This window comes from Pseudoalteromonas sp. SCSIO 43201, assembly GCF_023716725.1.
GTDB classification, from domain to species: domain Bacteria; phylum Pseudomonadota; class Gammaproteobacteria; order Enterobacterales; family Alteromonadaceae; genus Pseudoalteromonas; species Pseudoalteromonas peptidolytica.
Genome location: NZ_CP072683.1, coordinates 1,544,115 through 1,562,707, shown reverse-complemented (window position 1 = coordinate 1,562,707; position 18,593 = coordinate 1,544,115). Strand labels below are relative to the sequence as shown.

The 18,593-nt window shown below is 43.1% G+C and carries 16 protein-coding genes; 8 read left to right on the top strand and 8 right to left on the bottom strand.

What is annotated here, in order from left to right; all coding sequences use genetic code 11:
* Positions 1-14 precede the first annotated feature (14 nt).
* The 4 genes from J8Z24_RS06740 to J8Z24_RS06725 all read left to right on the top strand — a co-directional run bounded on the left by J8Z24_RS06740 (position 15) and on the right by J8Z24_RS06725 (position 5,490).
* Positions 15-1,835, top strand: coding sequence for a M2 family metallopeptidase (locus J8Z24_RS06740; RefSeq protein WP_176031818.1), 1,821 nt, complete (start codon positions 15-17; stop codon positions 1,833-1,835).
* 173 nt (positions 1,836-2,008) lie between these two features.
* The gene (locus tag J8Z24_RS06735; RefSeq protein ID WP_125253002.1) at positions 2,009-2,815 is read left to right on the top strand and encodes an ABC transporter permease subunit; all 807 of its coding nucleotides are present in this window, start codon (positions 2,009-2,011) and stop codon (positions 2,813-2,815) included.
* Positions 2,812-3,705 carry an ABC transporter ATP-binding protein gene (locus tag J8Z24_RS06730; RefSeq protein WP_176031820.1) on the top strand — a complete coding sequence of 298 codons (894 nt, stop codon included), beginning with the start codon at positions 2,812-2,814 and terminating at the stop codon, positions 3,703-3,705. The genes J8Z24_RS06735 and J8Z24_RS06730 overlap by 4 nt, the downstream gene beginning before the upstream one ends.
* Positions 3,706-4,161: 456 nt before the next feature.
* A complete protein-coding gene (locus J8Z24_RS06725) occupies positions 4,162-5,490 on the top strand; it encodes a dicarboxylate/amino acid:cation symporter (RefSeq protein WP_176031821.1) in 1,329 nt (442 codons plus the stop codon).
* A 41-nt stretch (positions 5,491-5,531) separates the two neighbouring features.
* Here the strand turns inward: J8Z24_RS06725 and J8Z24_RS06720 are convergent, their stop codons facing one another.
* On the bottom strand, positions 5,532-6,863 hold the full coding sequence (locus J8Z24_RS06720) for a zinc metalloprotease (protein ID WP_176031822.1): 1,332 nt from the start codon (positions 6,861-6,863) through the stop codon (positions 5,532-5,534).
* Positions 6,864-6,973: 110 nt separating this feature from the next.
* Here J8Z24_RS06720 and J8Z24_RS06715 point away from each other — a divergent pair, with 110 nt between their 5' ends.
* Positions 6,974-7,390 (top strand): ATP-binding protein, encoded by a 417-nt coding sequence (locus J8Z24_RS06715; RefSeq protein ID WP_176031823.1) that lies wholly within the window; start codon positions 6,974-6,976, stop codon positions 7,388-7,390.
* Positions 7,391-7,431: 41 nt separating this feature from the next.
* On the opposite strand, the gene sohB is transcribed toward J8Z24_RS06715, so the two are convergent.
* The gene (gene sohB / locus J8Z24_RS06710) at positions 7,432-8,457 is read right to left on the bottom strand and encodes a protease SohB (protein WP_252095502.1); all 1,026 of its coding nucleotides are present in this window, start codon (positions 8,455-8,457) and stop codon (positions 7,432-7,434) included.
* Between the two features lie 103 nt (positions 8,458-8,560).
* Positions 8,561-10,981, bottom strand: a complete 2,421-nt coding sequence (locus tag J8Z24_RS06705) for a VolA/Pla-1 family phospholipase (protein ID WP_252095501.1) — start codon at positions 10,979-10,981, stop codon at positions 8,561-8,563.
* Between the two features lie 196 nt (positions 10,982-11,177).
* On the opposite strand from J8Z24_RS06705, the gene J8Z24_RS06700 reads away from it, so the two are divergent.
* Positions 11,178-11,921: a YciK family oxidoreductase gene (locus J8Z24_RS06700; protein ID WP_125252992.1), complete on the top strand. Its 744-nt coding sequence runs from the start codon at positions 11,178-11,180 to the stop codon at positions 11,919-11,921.
* Positions 11,922-12,223: 302 nt separating this feature from the next.
* Here J8Z24_RS06700 and rluB read toward each other — a convergent pair whose 3' ends face one another.
* The 5 genes from rluB to rnm are packed head-to-tail and all read right to left on the bottom strand — an operon-like array spanning position 12,224 to position 15,997.
* On the bottom strand, positions 12,224-13,084 hold the full coding sequence (gene rluB / locus J8Z24_RS06695; RefSeq protein WP_125252991.1) for a 23S rRNA pseudouridine(2605) synthase RluB: 861 nt from the start codon (positions 13,082-13,084) through the stop codon (positions 12,224-12,226).
* Entirely contained in the window at positions 13,081-13,668 is a 588-nt protein-coding gene (gene scpB, locus J8Z24_RS06690; protein ID WP_125252990.1) for an SMC-Scp complex subunit ScpB, read from the bottom strand. Before scpB ends, rluB begins: the two co-directional genes overlap by 4 nt.
* 52 nt (positions 13,669-13,720) lie before the next feature.
* Positions 13,721-14,515 (bottom strand): segregation and condensation protein A, encoded by a 795-nt coding sequence (locus J8Z24_RS06685; RefSeq protein WP_176031826.1) that lies wholly within the window; start codon positions 14,513-14,515, stop codon positions 13,721-13,723.
* An 11-nt stretch (positions 14,516-14,526) separates the two neighbouring features.
* Positions 14,527-15,147 (bottom strand): L-threonylcarbamoyladenylate synthase, encoded by a 621-nt coding sequence (locus J8Z24_RS06680; protein WP_128732796.1) that lies wholly within the window; start codon positions 15,145-15,147, stop codon positions 14,527-14,529.
* A 4-nt stretch (positions 15,148-15,151) separates the two neighbouring features.
* A complete protein-coding gene (gene rnm, locus J8Z24_RS06675) occupies positions 15,152-15,997 on the bottom strand; it encodes an RNase RNM (RefSeq protein ID WP_176031828.1) in 846 nt (281 codons plus the stop codon).
* 438 nt (positions 15,998-16,435) lie between these two features.
* Between rnm and J8Z24_RS06670 the strand changes: the two genes are divergently transcribed.
* Together J8Z24_RS06670 and J8Z24_RS06665 are read left to right on the top strand one after the other, a co-directional pair.
* Positions 16,436-18,013, top strand: coding sequence for an anthranilate synthase component 1 (locus J8Z24_RS06670; protein WP_252095500.1), 1,578 nt, complete (start codon positions 16,436-16,438; stop codon positions 18,011-18,013).
* Positions 18,006-18,587, top strand: a complete 582-nt coding sequence (locus J8Z24_RS06665) for an aminodeoxychorismate/anthranilate synthase component II (protein ID WP_147391110.1) — start codon at positions 18,006-18,008, stop codon at positions 18,585-18,587. Before J8Z24_RS06670 ends, J8Z24_RS06665 begins: the two co-directional genes overlap by 8 nt.
* Positions 18,588-18,593: the final 6 nt, after the last annotated feature.

Sequence of the window (18,593 nt, the reverse complement as noted above, 5' to 3'; positions counted from 1 at the left end):
ACAAGTGAATCACTATGAAACCAAGATTTAAACTCAGTGTTGGCGCGCTTATCGTTGCCAGTACTTTTGCACTCTCTGCTTGTAAATCTACTGATACTACTAATAAAACTTTCACAGAAGCTGATGCGATTGCATTTTTAGATAAAGCGTCAGCGCAACTTGTAGATCTGAATAATCGCTCTAGCCGCGCAGCATGGATCTATGCCAACTTTATCACTCATGATACCGCTTCTCTTTCAGCAGATGTCAATGAAGAATACACCGCAGCGTTGGTGACTCTTGCCAACCAAGCTGCGCAGTTCGACGGTATGAACTTGAGTGAAGATACCCGTCGTAAATTAGATAAATTAAAACTAAACCTAACATTACCTGCTCCTAAAGACGCAGATAAAACAGCGGCCCTTGCCAAGCTAACCGCTGAATTAGACGGCATGTACGGTAAAGGGAAGTACTGTAAAGCTGATAGCACTTGCTTAAGTTTAGGCGACATGACCGCAACCATGGCTAACAGTCGTAATTACGAAGAGCTGCTTGATATATGGCAAGGTTGGCGTGAGGTTTCAAAGCCAATGCGTCCACTCTATGAAAAGCAAGTCGTGCTCACGAATGAGGGCGCAAACGAGCTTGGCTATGCAGACACAGGTGCCATGTGGCGCAGTAAATACGACATGCCAGCGGATGATTTTGCAAAAGAGCTAGACCGCATTTGGGGTCAAGTAAAGCCTCTTTATGACTCACTTCATTGTCACGTTCGTGCCAAACTAGGTGAAAAATATGGCGAAGACAAAGTACCTCAAGATAAACCAATTCCTGCACACCTACTGGGTAATATGTGGGCACAAAGCTGGGGTAATATTTACGATTTAGTGGCACCAGAAAATGCAGATCCGGGTTATGACGTGACAGCCCTTCTTGCTCAGCATAATTATGACGAAATCAAAATGGTAAAAGGTGCGGAGAAGTTCTTCACCTCTATGGGCTTTGCACCGTTACCAGAAACTTTCTACGAACGCTCTTTGTTTACTAAGCCAAAAGATCGTGACGTACAATGTCACGCCTCAGCTTGGAACTTAGATGCTAAAGACGATTTACGTATCAAGATGTGTATTCAGCGTACTGGAGAAGAGTTCTCGGTGATCCACCACGAGCTAGGTCACAACTTCTATCAGCGCGCATATAACCAGCAGCCTGTATATTACCAAGAAAGTGCCAATGATGGTTTCCATGAAGCAATTGGTGACACTATTGCCCTATCGGTAACACCGGGTTACTTAAAACAAATCGGCTTATTAGACAAGGTGCCAGATGAATCAAAAGATATTGGTCTACTGATGAAGATGGCACTGGATAAAGTTGCCTTTATTCCATTTGGCCTACTTGTTGACCAGTGGCGTTGGCAGGTTTTCTCAGGTGAGATTTCACCTGCTGAATATAACCAAGCTTGGTGGGATTTAAGAGAGAAATATCAAGGGGTTACTGCTCCCGTTTCACGTAGTGAAGCTGACTTTGATCCAGGTGCAAAATATCACGTTCCTGGTAATGTGCCTTACACCCGTTACTTCTTAGCGCATATTCTGCAGTTCCAATTCCACAAATCTCTGTGTGAGATTGCAGGTAGCGAAGAAGCGATCCATCGCTGTTCAGTATACAACTCAAAGGCTGCCGGTGAGCGCTTAAATGCAATGCTCGAAATGGGTAGTAGCAAGCCTTGGCAGCAAGCACTTAAAACGCTAACAGGTAAGGATGAAATGGATGCCACAGCAGTACTAGACTACTTTGCGCCATTACAAAGCTACCTAGATGAGCAAAATAAAGGCCGTAATTGCGGCTGGTAATTGTTAATCATTAAAAGCTAGAAACGGGCACACTCAATCGTGCCCGTTTTTTATTGGTTTAATTTTGTTACAGTTCTATAACTTCCTTTTTTAACTTCAATCATATACGCTCAAGGCAAAGTCAGCCTGCCGCTCGGTAGTGAGGACTTGTGTTGTCACTTGTAAGGATCATTATGAATATAAAAAGAATTGGCCTTATTGCCATCTTTGAGTTGCAGCGCTTGTTTGCAACGAAGCGTGGCTGGATAGCCATCGCCGCCTTTGTGCTGGTGTGGTATGCCATACTGAGGTATGCCATTGCTGAGGCGGTATCCATTGTAAGCGATCCCAACTTCAAAAATATGATCCAGAGCTTTTCAGGTGTCGTCGGCATGCAGAAAATTGCTCTATGGCCTGAAATGGAGCTCGCACTCTACCTAGTTTGGTCCATCTTTTTATTTCCTATGTTTGTTATTTTTGCTAGCGCTGATCAAACCGTAGAAGATAGAACTCGGGGTACGCTTAGATTTTTAACACTGCGTACTACCCGTGCTGAAATTGTTATCGGACGTTTTTTCGGACAATTATTTAATACACTCTTGTTAATCACCATATCTGCCGTCGGTGCATGGCTTCTGATGGTACTTCGAGATCCTACTTTATGGTTAAGTGGTTTACATCGTGCCACACTCATTGTATTGGAGCTCACCCTGATCACTGCGCCATTTATCGCCTTAATGTCCGTATCAAATCATTTTGCAAACTCAAGTAAAATGAGCATGATCTATGCTATTTTGGCCTACATCACACTCGCAACTATTGTGGCTTTTGCCTTAGAGTACAGCGCATACGCAGAATACCTGTTTTACCTTTTCCCGGGATACCAAGGCGCTGAAACAATAGCCCAAAATATTAACCTGACTCGCTTTGCAACCCCCCTTATCCATAGTGTGGTACTCATTGCAATTAGCTGTGAACTATTAAGAAGGCGCGCATTATGACCATGATAATTGAAGTGAAAGATCTCGTTAAAACATACGGCAGAAAACGTGCGCTAGATAATGTCTCGTTTACGCTCAACGCAGGATCACCAATCGCACTAGTAGGCCCCAATGGTGCGGGTAAAACCACGCTATTTAGTACACTTTGCGGGTATCTCAATGCGGATTCTGGAAGTGTTAGTATTTTTGGTCATAAACCAGGTAGTGATGGGTTATTTGGCCGTCTTGCCGCCCTTCCTCAAGATGCTCAACTTGACCCTAGGTTTTCAGTTAGCAATCAATTGTGCCTATACGGACAACTCCAAGGGTTGGACAAAAAAACGGCTGAAAACGAAACCCACCGAGTGCTTGAGCTGGTCGACCTTAAAGACTGCTTTCATTCAAAACCTCATGAATTATCACACGGCATGCGCAAACGCATTTGCATCGCACAAACGCTACTTTCTCGCCCAGAAGTGGTGCTACTAGATGAAGCAACCGCTGGCCTTGATCCGGTAAATGCGCGTGAGATCAGAAATTTAGTTAGAACACTGCAATCTGACACTACCTTTATTTTAAGCTCTCATGACTTAGTCGAGCTAGATGACTTGTGCGATCAGGTACTTCACCTGCAACAAGGGAAGCTAACTGCGGTTGATCGTATTGCTCAAGCTGAACTTGCCACCTTGACCGTCAAGCTAAAAGAAACAGGGACCTATGGCCATGTTGAACAATTAAAGACATTACAGGGCGTTGAGAATGTATCGCTTAATGCAAGTGGTGCAATACTTATTGAATACCGTAGCGGTCAACAAGTTGATATTGATGTTTTACAGTTATGCAGAGCACAAGGCTGGCATTACAAATCCTTAGTCAATGGTAAAACATTGGAAGACGAACTATTCGGTTAGTTTTCGACGCCGCTTTTAGTCGTGAAAAGCCTGTCTAGTACAGGCTTTTGCCATATGTACGAGGCCGCTTCTAAAAAATACCAATTATCTTAATTAAGTGATCTATTTCGAGGCGAGAAAACCTTGTCGATAACACCGCTACCGCGTCCCGTAAACGCCTAGGTACTTACGTCCTGTAGGCAGGTAAAAATGTTGCTATTTAATTGTTCTAAATAAGAAATTTTTAACGCAGTTAGCATCAGACTTACACCTTCAAATTGAACAAGTATTAAGGCTAATTAGTGACATATTCACCCGCGATGACTCCCTTTATTTGGTTTAGCCGCGCCTCACCACAACCAGCTTTTTACGCTCATTCTATACTTGATACCAATCAACATATCTTCACACCTATCCTGATATGCTATTTATAAATAACCATTGTCTGTACAACTATCTCAGTTTCAAGGAAAAGGAATGAAAACGACCTACTCCATTAGTTATTTTTTACAAAAGAAAATGCTATGGCTGCAAATTGTTGTGGCTTTGATACTGGGTATTACCGTGGGTATTTTACTTTCCCCTAAAGGAGTAGGGCTGGTTAGTGCTGAGCTATCACTACAAATAGCACAATGGGTTGCACTACCTGGCAACCTATTTTTAGCCTTGATCCAGATGGTTGTGATCCCACTGGTACTTTCATCCATCATTCTTGGCATTGCGGGTAACAAGGACACCGCGTTTTTGAAGCAGGTTGGACTTAGGATCTTCCCCTACTTCGTCATGACCACCTTTATTGCTGTCATCATTGGTTTGGTGGTTGCTTCCTACATTGAGCCGGGGAAATATGTGGATAGTCAGCTACTTGATAACCTCAATAGCCAGCATACCACGACCGTTACAGCTACAGTTGAGTTAAAAAGCATTCCTGAGCGCATGGTGGCAATTATTCCATCAAATATTACTCAATCCACTCTCGATAAAGATATGTTTGCTATTGTGATGTATGCCATTTTTATCGGTATTGCTATCACCACACTCACTCAAAAGCAAAAGTCCCTGCTTCTGGAGCTCACCACAACAGCACAAACGCTGTCCCTACAGATTGTTAATTGGGCTATGCTGCTAGCTCCGTTTGCGGTTTTTGGGTTACTTTGTGATATTACTATTCGGATTGGCATCGATGCCCTGTTGGGTGTTTCTGCTTATGTTGCGACTGTGCTGCTGGGTTTGCTATTACTTATGTTTGTCTACCTGTTTTTAGCCAGTAGCGCAGGAAAGATTAGCCCTTGGCGCTTTTTATCAGCAATTAAAGGTGCGCAATTATTAGCCTTTTCAACGTCCAGTTCAGCCGCAGTAATGCCGCTTTCAATGCGTACAGCTGAGCAGCCGTTATCTGTTAAAAAACCGATTGTTCAGTTTATCATCCCTTTAGGCGCGACGATCAACATGGACGGTACTGCGCTCTATCAAGTGATCGCAGCACTATTTTTGACTCAAGTTTTTGGTATAACACTCTCCGACAGTCAAATTTTGTTACTGATACTCACCACTGTAGGTGCATCCATTGGCTCCCCGAGTACCCCTGGGGTCGGTATTGTAATTTTGGCTTCAGTATTAACCAGCTTTGGGATCCCTGCAGCTGGTATTGCCCTTATCTTGGGAGTAGATAGGATCTTAGATATGTGTAGAACTGTGCTCAATGTCACAGGAGATCTGACGGCCTGCGTAGTTATGGAGCGCCTGATAAAGCTCGATACAACACCTAAAAATGCTATTGATGACGGCGAAAAGTCTACAGCGTAACGATACACCGCAGACTAATCTTGTCAGCACCCGGAGCTGTTCTAGTTATTGTTCTGATTGTTAAGATAAAGTGCCTGTAAGGGACCTGTTTTCAGCCATGTTTGCATCACTTTATACTGGCTGATGGAAAACATTTTTTGATCTTTATCATCTGACTCAGCATTCATAAAATTCATTACCAAGTCGCTATTTTTACATTGTGTTGTCGGTTGACCATCACAAGTCAAATGACGGTGGGTATTTTCATCGGTAGGTACGCCATGTGTGTGACCGATCAAACCAAATAGATGACCTAGTTCATGGGTGAACGTTTTTCCCTCATCAAATCTGGGCTCTCGTGGAGGTATTACACCAAACACAGAGTCCGCTACAACAACTCCTACCAACCTATCTTCAACAAGCCCTGGAATATTCGCTCTTCCGAGTAATCCCAGCTTTCCTTGTAAATCTCGTGCATACCCGACCCATACATTAATGTATTGATCGTTTGGCCAAGCATCGATGCCGCCTTTTTCAGCTTTTGCATAAGCATTATCGAGCGTAATGATACTCAACGCCGCTGTTTTTCTGTTTATACCTGAATGAGGGTTACCGTCAGGATCGTGAGTTGCCAAATAAAGTTGTATACCAGTATCCGCAATATACGGCACAAGTGTATCCTCAATTGTTTCAAGGTCATCTCTATTTAGAGCTCTGAAATGTCGATTTGTCGCTTCGATTTGAGAATATATTTGTTCATCGCTTATCTGCACATATTCATTTTCTATCACATGAACGACAACAGGTAGACGTATGCGTTCAATACCTTCAGCAGGGATCGGGAAATGGCTATTGAAATTGACATCTACAGTACAATCAGCATTGATAGCACCTGTTGTGTACTGTTGTTCATTTAACCTACCACCACAGCCTGTTACCGAATTTATAAAATGGTCACTATTGGGATTAATATTAACCTTCGCAGTTTCACCATAAGGCAATTGGTAATTGGGCTTGTCTACCCAGCCTCCAACTGAGGTCGCAACATTAACTGAATATTGATAGGCTTTGAACCTGACTTTGATCGTGCAATTTGCTGCAGGATTACTGACTGTAAAATTATCTTCATTTAGCGTCCCGTTGCAGCCAGAAACACTCTCTAGTTCATGGCCTTGATCGACACTGATCACAAACGTTTTGTCTGAGTTTTCGGCTAGTTCGAATGATTTAGGTGTAATAAATCCCCCCTCATTAAAAGAAGTCGAAATTATATAGCTTTTTATTTCTGGTGGTGTTGTAGCTGGGGTTTCGGAGGGTTGTGAGTCACTAGACCCGCCACATCCCCACAAAAATAGGGACAATATTCCTATTAGATAAGTTCTTATGTAAAGCATCAAAATTTTCCTTAAATTAAAAATGCCAACAGCTACACTAACCAAAGTTAGTAGTATAATCTAGCGCAAATTTGTTATTTGTCACTACGTGTTAATGCCCAAAACAATAGATGTCGCTATTCTATAGCCCGTTTCTTACGCGTCCCCACTTTTTATACTGGCTTATTCAATCACAAGTCAAAGCATTAAGTTATTTAATTGCAGAGCGTGATATTCAAATGTCGTTTGATTTATCCCGCTATCAGGTTTGGCTTCCCAGTGCCGCCGCTAAAACCGTGATTGGTAACCTCATTGGAAATGCGATGCAGCATACATTTTGTGGCACTATCGAAATACACCAACACCAGGATCTGATCGCGATAAAAAACACCGAATCCATGGACAATCTAACACCGCAGATTGACACTCTAGGATATGCTCTTGGCTTGAAGTTAGTGGAACAACTATGCCAGCAGCTTAATTGGCAGTGCCACATTGAGTTTGTTAAAGGAGGCTGCTGTGCCAGTGTCTATCTTTGCAAGCATTGATAGGTGATAATAAGTTATCGCCTATCAATTATTAATGAGTACTATGCAGAATACTTAGAGAGGTTTAGTTTAGACAGTGTTTTGATGGCTACACGCTCCAAAGCATTGCCCAGTTGCAGACCAAACTTCTCCACAACGCCCCTTTTCACTCTATAACTCACTTTATAAAGCTGATGATTTTCGTTTAATGACATAAGTAAATCATCACTGGTAGAGATTTCATCAACGAGTTTAAGTGCGAGCGCCTGTGTACCAAACCAATGTTCACCCGTTGCTACTTTCTCGATCTCGAGATCAGCGCGATTTTCAGCGACAAAGTGTTTAAATAAACCATGCGTCTGCTCGATTTCTTCTTTAAACTTTTCGCGTCCCTTATCGGTGTTCTCACCAAACAAGGTTAATGTGCGCTTATATTCACCGGCAGTGACCATCTCAAAATCTACGTTATTCTTTTTCAACAAACGATTGAAGTTGGGGATCTGGGCTATTACGCCAATAGAGCCAATAATCGCGAACGGGGCTGCGATAATCTTATCTGCAACACAAGCCATCATATATCCGCCGCTAGCGGCCACTTTATCAACACATACCGTCAGTGGGATCCCTGCTTGTTTAATACGAGTTAGCTGCGATGCACCTAAACCATAACCATGAACCACACCACCGCCACTTTCAACAGAGACAATAACTTGATCTGTGGCTTTATCAGCGATTGTGAGAATAGCATTTATCTCCTCCCGTAAGCCTGATACCTCATGTGCGTCCATACTGCCGTTGAATTCGATATAAAATACATTTTTGACTGTTTCTTTAAGCTTATCTTGGTTTTTTTGTTCTCTCGACTGCGCTTTATTGCGTGCCTTGAGTGCTTTTTTGTCTAAGGTTTGTTCTAAAAACTGTTCTTTAGATTTTGCCAAGCTCTCACTCAAATCAGTGACTTCAATTTCACCTTTCTTTGTTTTCGGTCTATGGCTGGCACCTACAACCAACATAATAACCACTGCGATAGCAAATATAATAGTCACTGCTTTGGCCAAAAATAACCCATATTCAAACAAAAATGCCAAATTACTCTCCTCGTTTAGCTGAAAAAGTTATCCATTGCGTTCGCGGTCAAATGGACACAAAAAAGGCCGCTATCTGCGGCCTGTTATAGTCTCGAAAAACGCTTTAGTTTGCAACAACGTCTGGGTTAGATATCTGAAGTACTGCGCCTTTAGACTTCAAGAAGCTGGCAACTTGAGTTTGCATTTCAACCGATGCGGCAGCATGGCCAGCCGCAGTTCCACCTGCTTTTTCAGCAAAACCAGTGGTCAAAATCGAGCTATGGTGCCCTTGAGAAAACTTAACCACGTAACTACCCGGAGTGACTTGCGTTTCATTAACTGAGCTTAACCCCATGAAGCTTGCAAGTGGTAAACTACCAGATAAGAAGCTACGTTCTGTTGTCGGAGGGATAACCAAGTCCGCAGCATTACCATTCACACCACCTGTTACGACACTCATATAAACTGGAGTCTGTAACGCCTTAACTGATGACGCGTAGTTTAGTGGATCTGCACTATCTAGCACAGTCTGCGCAGCAAAACCAAATTGCGTTACGGTTGCGTCAATCAATGCAAGCGTTGCCGTATCCTCTGCAGCTTCTAGGCCACCTCTAAAGGTCGCGTACGCACATGACATAAACTCACTTGGTACCGCAGCAAATGCGCCGCAATCAGCAGCAGCCCCTTCCTGTAAATAGCCATTGAATGCTTGTGACGCCAAATTACCAGCAGAGCTCAATACCGAACCTTGCACAAATGGGCCAAATGATTTTGATTCAATCAAGAAGTTTGCAATACCTGAACCACCACTAGCAAGTACTGCCGTATCCACTTTAAATAGGTGATCAACATTTACATCAAGTGGCGCGTTAGTTTGTGTAAGGAAACTTGGGCCTACAATAGAACCAAGAGAGTGACCTAAATAACTGACTTGCTGAGTATTGAAGTTAACTTGACCGCCCGATGCTACGTTAATAAAGTTAAGACCAACACGTAAGCCCATCAAATCGGCAGCCGATTGCTTCAAGTTATCTCTTGCTACCAATAACGATGTCAGATTCATGTAAGAAAGTACGCTACCGGTCGAGGCATTGAATTCATCGTTACCATCACCGTCAATATCAATACCACGTTCGCCATGCATTGGGTGGTCGATTGCGACCGTCGCAAAGCCAGCTTGCGTTAGTGATAGCGTCAAGCCAAGCATATCTTCTTTTTTACTGGTTATACCGTGCTGCAAAATAACAACAGGCCATCCACCATTAGGGGCCTCGCCGGAAGGTGATGTAATTTGAACCGGCACATTCGCCAGCCATTGCTGCTTTGGTATTGGGTTGTATCTAGTGATAAATCGTTGTTTATCTACACCGATACTTCTAAACTGAGGAACCCCTTCAGGTACTGGGAAACTTGCACAAATTTGGTCGTCCCCCTGCGCTTCAGGTGGTAACTGACCACCTTGTGCAACATATCCACCTAAAGTAACGGGGCTGTCACACAACGCCTGCCAGTAGGTATCTGCTAATGCTTCTATATCGCCTGTCTGAGGTTTCGCTAAGTATTGTGGTAATTGAATAACACCACGCATTAATTTGATTTGTTCAAAAGCCGGTAATACTGCTGCTGGCACTTTACCTTCTAGTGCATCAGCGACCGTCATGGGTGCCTGAGCCGGAACCGCGACAACCGGTGGCGCATTCTTCGCGAGCGATTGTGCAAGTAAAGCTTTGGTTGCAGCTAAACCAGCACCAACAGATTGTGTGGTCATCGCTGCGGTGTAAATAATTTCTGTACTAGTCACACCCGCATCAGTTACCGCTTTTTCATAACTCTGGATCACCGCTTGTAGTGACTTCTGAGTGTCGGTGACTAAAGGTGAGCCTTGGCGTAGCAACGAGTATGTTGAAGAGGCATCAACGCTCTGACCTGATGAATCTTTTAATCCCGTCGTCAAAACTGTGATGTACGTAGTTTGCGGCTTGAATGGTTTGACAGGAACGATAACAACACCGTTACCAGCACTATTTGCCACCGTTACAAAATCACCCTGTGGACCAAACTCAAGCTCAGCCACCACTTCGCATGCAATTCCTGAAGGTAGTGCCGAGCACTTTGGATCTTGGGCTAATGGGCCACCCATTTTCACTTCAAAAATACGGATTGAACCTGGGGTCTGCACGCTTTGTGCATCAACTTTAAGGCCATTTGGCGTTGTCATGTCAATGGCAAACGGCATTTGCGTTGACCAGCCGTCTTGCGCTCCAAGTACAATACCAGGATCTGCATAGTGCGCACGAGTCACCACAGGGTTGCCGTCACCATCAACTTTTCCAAGCATTTCACCTGGTAAGTTTAATGTGCCATCTTGGGTACCTGACAACAATATATCGTTAGGGACTGAGATAACACCACCAGACGGGTCAAATTTTACTGAGATGGTTGGAGAAACGGGCGCGGTATCATTTTTAACGTCTTCTAACGTTTCACCGCCTCCACAGCCAGCAACTGCTGCTGATACTGCGAGTGAGAGTAGCATTTTTTTCATTTTATAGGCTCCGACATAATCTTATTATTATTGTGATAATTCTCGTTAATTCTATGTAATTGCATTTTTAATAAGACATTAGACCAGTTAAACTTAACTCAAACTTTGTTATTTCGCCAGCCATATTTACAATAAATTCGCTTACTTGCTAGCGCATTATGATAAAATGACATAAACATCTTATTTGGGGTCCAGAATGCAGACTTATCAAGCTCCTGAAAACGCACTTGCAAACAAAACGATATTAGTAACTGGTGCTGGCGATGGCATCGGCCGAGTTGCAGCGATTAACTATGCAAAATATGGTGCAACCGTCATATTATTAGGCAAAACCACCAGTAAGCTAGAAGCTGTCTATGATGAAATTGTTAACGCAGGTTATCCACAGCCTGCTATTGTACCTATGGATTTGCGCGGTGCAACCAAGCAGCATTTTCGCGACTTAGCAGCGACCATTGAGCAGCAGTTTGGTAAATTGGATGGATTGCTCAATAACGCGTCAATTCTTGGGTCTTTAGGACCGATGGAGCATTTTTGCGTTTCAACTTTCGAAAACATTATGAAAGTAAACGTAACAGCTCAAGCGGTTATCACCAAATCTTTGTTCCCTGTCATGCGCAAAGCGCCACATGCCTCTATTGTATTCACCTCTTCTGGTGTAGGGCGCAAAGGTCGTGAGTTTTGGGGAGCCTATGCCATCTCTAAATTTGCAACAGAAGGTATGATGCAAACTTGGGCTGAAGAAGTTGGCAAAACCAATATACGTATTAATTGTATTAATCCTGGTGCGACGAATACCAGCATGCGTGCATCAGCATTCCCAGGTGAAGATAAAGATAAACTAAAGACACCTGAAGACTTGATGCCTACTTATTTATATTTAATGTCTGATGATTCTATAGATGTCAATGGGCAATCACTAGACGCACAAACATATTAAACTTATACCAATTTTCTTAATTAAGTGGTCTATTTGAGGTGAGAAAATCTTGCCGATAACAAGGCTAAAATTTTGCTATTTAGTTGTTCTAAATAAGAAATTTTTAACGCTGTTAGCGTCAGATTTACTCCTTCAAATTGGTATTAAATAAAGGTTAACGACTACAAGGCTGCTACTCCCAATAGCAGCCTTTTTATTGCGTGCACAGACAACTGCCTTTGAGTTCTCCTTCCATTACTTTACCCTCAAAAAGCGTAAATAAAAACGCCAGCAATTTGTGCTGGCGTCGTATCAGTATAAAGCTATTTTCTTCTGGGAGTTTTTACCCGTTGATTATGCTTTTTCACTGCTTTTCTGATTTTATTAATTTTTGCCCGCTTATCTTTGCGCTTTTCAGGCATTACCGACAATTTTGTTTGGGTCTCAGGGCGTAGGCTTACTGACTTGCGAAGATAATTTACATCTTCTAATTTCAGCTCCTCCCAGCCCCCCTGCGGTAGACGTTTGTTTAACTCAAGCTTTCCGTAACGAATACGGATCAGTCGAGAGACTTCAACCTCTTGAGATTGCCATAATCGTCTCACTTCACGGTTACGACCTTCAGTAAGGGTAACGTTAAACCACTTGTTCAGTCCTTCACCACCAAGCGGTTTAATCTTCAAAAACTTAGCAGGTCCATCATCCAGCTCAACGCCAGTGGTCAGTGTTCGCAGCGTTTGATTGGTTACTTCACCAAAAACACGAGCAGAATATTCACGCTCCACTTCATATTTGGGATGCATTAAGCGGTTAGCCAATTCACCGTCGTTGGTAAATAGCAAAAGGCCTGAAGTATTTATATCTAATCGACCGATAGCAATCCAACGGTCGCCATCTAATTTTGGCAATCTATCAAATACTGTACGACGCCCCTGCGGATCGCGCCGAGTACACAGCTCTCCTTCAGGCTTATGGTACATAAGTACGCGACAAATGCGCTCTTCTTGTTGTTCAATTTTAACAACATGTCCATCTACACGGATCACCGATGTTTCTTCTACTCGGTCTCCTAGCTTGGCAACTTTTCCATCTACACTTACGCGGTTAGACTCAATATACTTTTCCATTTCGCGTCTTGAGCCAACGCCAGCTCTTGCCAATACTTTTTGTAGTTTTTCACTCATTCAGATGGTTCTCTCACAGAAGGATCGTTTAATAACTGTTCTATTTTTTCATTATGTTGTTCAGGCAATCGAGGTAATTCTCCTAAAGCTGACAATGAAAAATAGTCTAAAAATTGTTTCGTCGTCGCATATAGCGCGGGCTTACCGGGTACTTCTTTATGGCCAACTATTTTTATCCACTCGCGATCAATCAAGCTTTTGATAATAGTAGAGCTCACAGTTACACCGCGAACTTGCTCTATCTCTCCGCGAGTGATCGGTTGTCGGTAAGCAATCAAAGCTAAGGTTTCAAGTGTAGCACGTGAGTATTTCGGTGCTTTTTCCTGCCAAAGTTTACTTAACCAAGGACTCAAGCTCGGACAAGCCTGAAAGCGATAACCAGTACCGACTTCAACCAGCCGGACACCCCGAGTTTGATAATGACTTATCAATGTTTCTAGTGCTTTATCGATACGCAGTGATGATACGCCGATATCTTCCAGCACAGTTTCTTTTAGCCGCTTTTTAGACAATGGCTTATCTGAAACAAAAATGGCAGCTTCAACCAATTCAACCAATTGTTCATCGCTAACGCGTCTTTTCATACTCTATGCTTGAAGACAAAAAGCAGATTATAACAGAGGTAGGGGGCATCCCCTAGCCTTTTAGATGCAGGTAAATTGAAGTCGCACTGTGTGCCTGAATATAGTCAACCAGCTGCTCTTTGATGAGCTCCAACATTGCAATAAAAGTCACTACTACGCCGCTGCGTCCCTCGTCCAAGGTAAAAAATCGCACAAACTCAACAGGTTTATTTTGCTCTCGTAGTAGCTGTAAAATAAAACTCATACGTTCTCGAGTTGATAGTGCCTCAGCTTGTATCTGGTGATGCTCAAAGGTCTTCGCTCTGGCCATTACTTCACTGAGTGCTAAAAGTAATTCTCTAAGCTCGATATCAGGAAACTCAGATTCAGTCTCAGCGCTGTTATCTATCAACGCATGAGCGACAAAAATGTCACGTTCAACACGGGGAATTTCATCCAAGTTTTCAGCAGCTTGTTTAAATTGTTCGTATTCTTGTAAGCGCCTAACTAGCTCAGCTCTGGGATCTTCTTCCTCCTCTAACTCTTCGTGTTTTGGCAATAGCATTCTTGATTTTATTTGCGCGAGTAACGCTGCCATCACTAAGTACTCACCGGCAAGTTCAAGCTGCATGTCTTTCATCATCTCAACATACCGGACATACTGTTGGGTAATACTAAAAATAGGTAGTTCTAAAATATCAAGCTTATGTCTTTTGATGAGGTAGAGGAGCAGATCTAGCGGCCCTTCAAAGGTTTCTAAGATAACCTCCAAAGCTTCAGGTGGAATATATAAATCTTCTGGTTTTTCAATTACCGCTTCACCACGTAAAAAGGCCAGCGGTAATTTCTGTTGTGATAGCTGTACCATCTCAGCTTACGTTATTCAAATGGCGATGTATCGCCGCAGCCACGGCGCAGGATTTCGATTGTGTCTTCAGACATGTCAATAACCGTGGTTGCTTGCTCAATTAAATAGCCACCATGAATAATCAAGTCTACCTGCTTTTCGATACGCATGCGGATATCATCAGGATCCGACTCTGTGAACTGCTCACCTGGCAAAATCAAGGAACATGACATCAAAGGTTCGCCTAGCTCAGCCAGCAACGCACAGGTGATCGGATTGTCCGTAACACGGATCCCTATGGTCTTCTTTTTTTCATTAAGTAAACGACGCGGCACCTCTTTAGTACCTTTAAAAATAAAGGTGTATGGTCCTGGTGTATTGTTTTTAATCATTCTAAACATTTGGTTGTCTACTCGAGCGTAGGTCGAAAGCTCAGATAGATCGCGACATAACAGAGTAAAGTTATGATGCTTTTCAATACCACGGATCCGCTCAATGCGTTCTTTGGCCTGTTTATTTCCAAGGCTACAGCCGATGGCATATCCAGAGTCAGTCGGGAACACCACAACGCCGCCTTGCTCAATAATATCAACCGCTTGACGGATCAAACGAGTTTGTGGGTTATCTGGATGAATATGAAAAAATTGGCTCATACTATTATTCCTCTTTGCCTCCCCAATGGCGCCAAACTCCTTGACAGTCCTTTGGAAGATATAGGTTACGACCAAGATCAACCCAAGGCATCGGGAAATGAAAGTCAGACCCTTGGCTTGCCAATAATCCGAACTCTTGGCTTAACCGCCCTAAAAATTGACGTTCGGTTGGTGCTTGTTGTGGCTGTGCAACCTCCATTGCGGCTCCACCAGCCTGTTTAAATTCTGCAATTAACTTTCTTAACCACTTATTTGACATTTTATAACGAGCAGGATGTGCCAACACGCTAACCCCACCGGCTTCATGAATAGCCTCAATTGCCGTCCTCATATCACACCATTGGCTTGGTACATAACCAGTTTTGCCACGCGCCAAGAACTTATTAAAAACCCCTTGGATGTTTTTAGCAACGCCCCTTTGTACCAACACTTGAGCAAAGTGCGCTCTTGTGATCTGAGCAGTTTGGGCAAGTGATTGCGCATCTTCATACACATTTTCATAGCCTTTTTTGGCTAACCGCGCGCCAATCTCAATAGCTCTGGCCTCACGCTTTTTTTGTTGCTCACTCAGTAGTGTCGTCAATGCTAAGTGTTCAGGACTGAAACCTAACCCAACAATATGGATCTCAAAGCTTTCCCACTTAGTGGAAATTTCCACCCCGTTGATTAGTTCAAGTGCCAGATTGTGTTCACGAATATATTCCTGCGCAGGCTGGATAGCATCTATGGTGTCATGGTCAGTAATGGCCAAAATATCAACGCCCTTTTCCGTCGCTCGCTCCAACAGCTCATTAACCGCTAAGCGACCATCGGAAAAAGTAGTATGGCTGTGTAAGTCATATTTAATCAAAATGTACTAACTATCTCTCTGAATTATCAACGTTTTGATTATACCACATCTGAACTGATACGACCTTAGGTTATTTTTTGATATTTGCCCTTGACACTTGTATCAAGAATGGGGTTTACTGTAGCTAATTTAGATTAAACAACGAAATATTCACAAATGAACAAACAATTTCAAAAAAACATTTGGTGGTGGCACTCGAACTAAGCGGGTGTGTTTCGTTATATCTACGATTTATTAACCCGCGCAATGTCGCGGGTTTTTTTATATTTTTTTAAGGCTTTTTAATGAACAGCAATATCACAGTAAACACAATTTGGTGGTGGTGGATGCCCTAGCGGGACGGTATTGTTGTGCCTGAACAATAACCCCCGCAGAGCTCAGCTTTCGGGGGTTTTTTATTTTCTAAACAGAATATCTAGAAATTAAGAGGAATGAGGTTTGATTTTTAGTCACATAACGACCACACCAGGTGAGGTCACCAGCATAAGACAAAGGCGCGACTATACCGCTAGCCCTTTGTCACTATACGCTGGTTTAAACAAAGAAAACTCACTACTACTTGAATCCGCAGAGATTGAGTCGAAAGATAATGTGAAAAGCATTGTACTTGTAGATAGCGCTATCCGATTTGAATGTAACGGTGCTCAGGTCATCGCCAAAGCATTATCCAATAATGGGGCTCAGCTACTGCCGTACCTTGCACAAAAGGTAAAAAATTGTGATGTTCATCTCAGCGAAGATACATTAACTCTTTCATACAATGGACTTGAAAGTGATATTGATGAGCACACTAAACTCAAGGCTGATAATGCCTTTAGTGCACTTAAAACCTGTATCAATGAAATAAAGCAGAATTCAGACACGCCTTTCTCTGTCTTTTTAGGTGGAGTATTTGCCTATGATATGGTCGCTAACTTCGAACAACTCCCAGATGTGCCAAATGGTGATAATGACTGTCCTGATTACGTGTTTTATTTAGCTGAAACCCTAGTGGTTATTGACCATCAAACGCAAACCACTGAGCTGATCGGCAATGTGTTCAATGGCCCTGACGTACATGCCAACTGTTTTGAGGTCGGCAAACAACTAGAAACACTCAATAGCCAGTGTGACCAAATTACCGAGTTTCAATTTAGCCCTATTGCTGGCTGCCCCGAAGTTCAAGTAAATATTAGTGATGACGACTACTGCAACCACGTTGAAAAATTGAAAACCAATATTATCAACGGTGATATATTTCAAGTCGTTCCCTCTCGCTCTTTTTCACTTCCTTGCCATAACTCACTCGCCGCCTATAAACAGCTCAAATTACAAAACCCCAGTCCGTACATGTTCTATATGAAGGACGAGCGCTTTGTTTTGTTTGGCGCATCTCCTGAATCAGCGCTCAAATATTGTGAGCAGAGTAATCAAGTTGAAGTCTATCCTATTGCAGGCACAAGACCCCGTGGTAAGTTTGCTGATGGTAACATCAACCCAGACTTGGATAGCCGCATCGAGCTTGAACTACGAAACGATCAAAAAGAACGTGCAGAGCATTTAATGTTAGTCGACCTTGCGCGAAATGATGTAGCTAGGATCAGTGTGCCAGGTACGCGGCACGCCAAAGAATTATTAAAGGTCGATCGCTATTCCCAAGTGATGCACCTAGTATCCAGAGTCGTTGGCCAATTAAAACCTGATTTAGATGCACTTCACGCCTATCAAGCATGTATGAACATGGGTACTTTAGTCGGTGCACCAAAAGTGAAAGCCGCAGAGCTCGTTCGCCATACCGAACAACAGCGCCGTGGCAGCTATGGTGGCGCAGTAGGTTACTTGATGGGGAACGGTGCTATGGACAGCTGTATCGTCATTCGCTCTGCATTTGTAAAAAATGATATCGCCTACGTGCAAGCAGGTGCAGGAGTTGTATTTGACTCAGATCCACAAAGTGAAGCAAATGAAACCAAGGCAAAAGCGATGGCCGTGATAAAAGCTGTACAGTCTACGTATGAGGATACAAATAATGACTAAAGTATACTTCTTAGACAATTTTGATTCATTTAGCTATAACTTGGTTGATGAACTTAGCCTCCTTGGGCTTGACTTAGTCGTCTATCGTAACAACATCCCAGCTGAAACAATTTACAATAAAATGTGCGCTGAAGTAGAGCCGGTGATTTTAGTCTTGTCTCCGGGACCTGGCTCCCCTTCAGAAGCGGGCTGTTTACTGGCTTTAATTGCTCTTTGCAAAGGTAGATTTCCGATGCTTGGGATCTGTTTAGGTCAGCAGGCGCTCACACAAAGCTATGGTGGTGAGATAGGCCGTGCAGGCGAAACAGTACACGGTAAGTCTTCTATAATAGAAGCTGATGAGCACCCAGTATTTGCAGGGTTGGGCTCACAGTTTCCTGTTGCTCGCTACCACTCTTTAATGGCAACTAAAGTGCCGCAGGAACTCAACGTCATTGCAAGATATAAATCTATTCCCATGGCTATCTACCATAGTGAAGATCGAGTGATAGGTTTTCAGTTCCACCCAGAATCAATACTCACGCCTAATGGCGCTCAACTATTACAGCAAAGCATTGCATACCTCAGCGCTTAGGAGAAT

Bases quoted from the DNA above. Each gene is read 5' to 3' on its own strand.
- J8Z24_RS06740 (WP_176031818.1), top strand. From the start codon at position 15: ATGAAACCAAGATTTAAACTCAGTGTTGGCGCGCTTATCGTTGCCAGT.
- J8Z24_RS06735 (WP_125253002.1), top strand. From the start codon at position 2,009: ATGAATATAAAAAGAATTGGCCTTATTGCCATCTTTGAGTTGCAGCGC.
- J8Z24_RS06730 (WP_176031820.1), top strand. From the start codon at position 2,812: ATGACCATGATAATTGAAGTGAAAGATCTCGTTAAAACATACGGCAGA.
- J8Z24_RS06725 (WP_176031821.1), top strand. From the start codon at position 4,162: ATGAAAACGACCTACTCCATTAGTTATTTTTTACAAAAGAAAATGCTA.
- J8Z24_RS06720 (WP_176031822.1), bottom strand. From the start codon at position 6,863: ATGCTTTACATAAGAACTTATCTAATAGGAATATTGTCCCTATTTTTG.
- J8Z24_RS06715 (WP_176031823.1), top strand. From the start codon at position 6,974: ATGTCGCTATTCTATAGCCCGTTTCTTACGCGTCCCCACTTTTTATAC.
- J8Z24_RS06705 (WP_252095501.1), bottom strand. From the start codon at position 10,981: ATGAAAAAAATGCTACTCTCACTCGCAGTATCAGCAGCAGTTGCTGGC.
- J8Z24_RS06700 (WP_125252992.1), top strand. From the start codon at position 11,178: ATGCAGACTTATCAAGCTCCTGAAAACGCACTTGCAAACAAAACGATA.
- rluB (WP_125252991.1), bottom strand. From the start codon at position 13,084: ATGAGTGAAAAACTACAAAAAGTATTGGCAAGAGCTGGCGTTGGCTCA.
- scpB (WP_125252990.1), bottom strand. From the start codon at position 13,668: ATGAAAAGACGCGTTAGCGATGAACAATTGGTTGAATTGGTTGAAGCT.
- J8Z24_RS06685 (WP_176031826.1), bottom strand. From the start codon at position 14,515: ATGGTACAGCTATCACAACAGAAATTACCGCTGGCCTTTTTACGTGGT.
- J8Z24_RS06680 (WP_128732796.1), bottom strand. From the start codon at position 15,147: ATGAGCCAATTTTTTCATATTCATCCAGATAACCCACAAACTCGTTTG.
- J8Z24_RS06665 (WP_147391110.1), top strand. From the start codon at position 18,006: ATGACTAAAGTATACTTCTTAGACAATTTTGATTCATTTAGCTATAAC.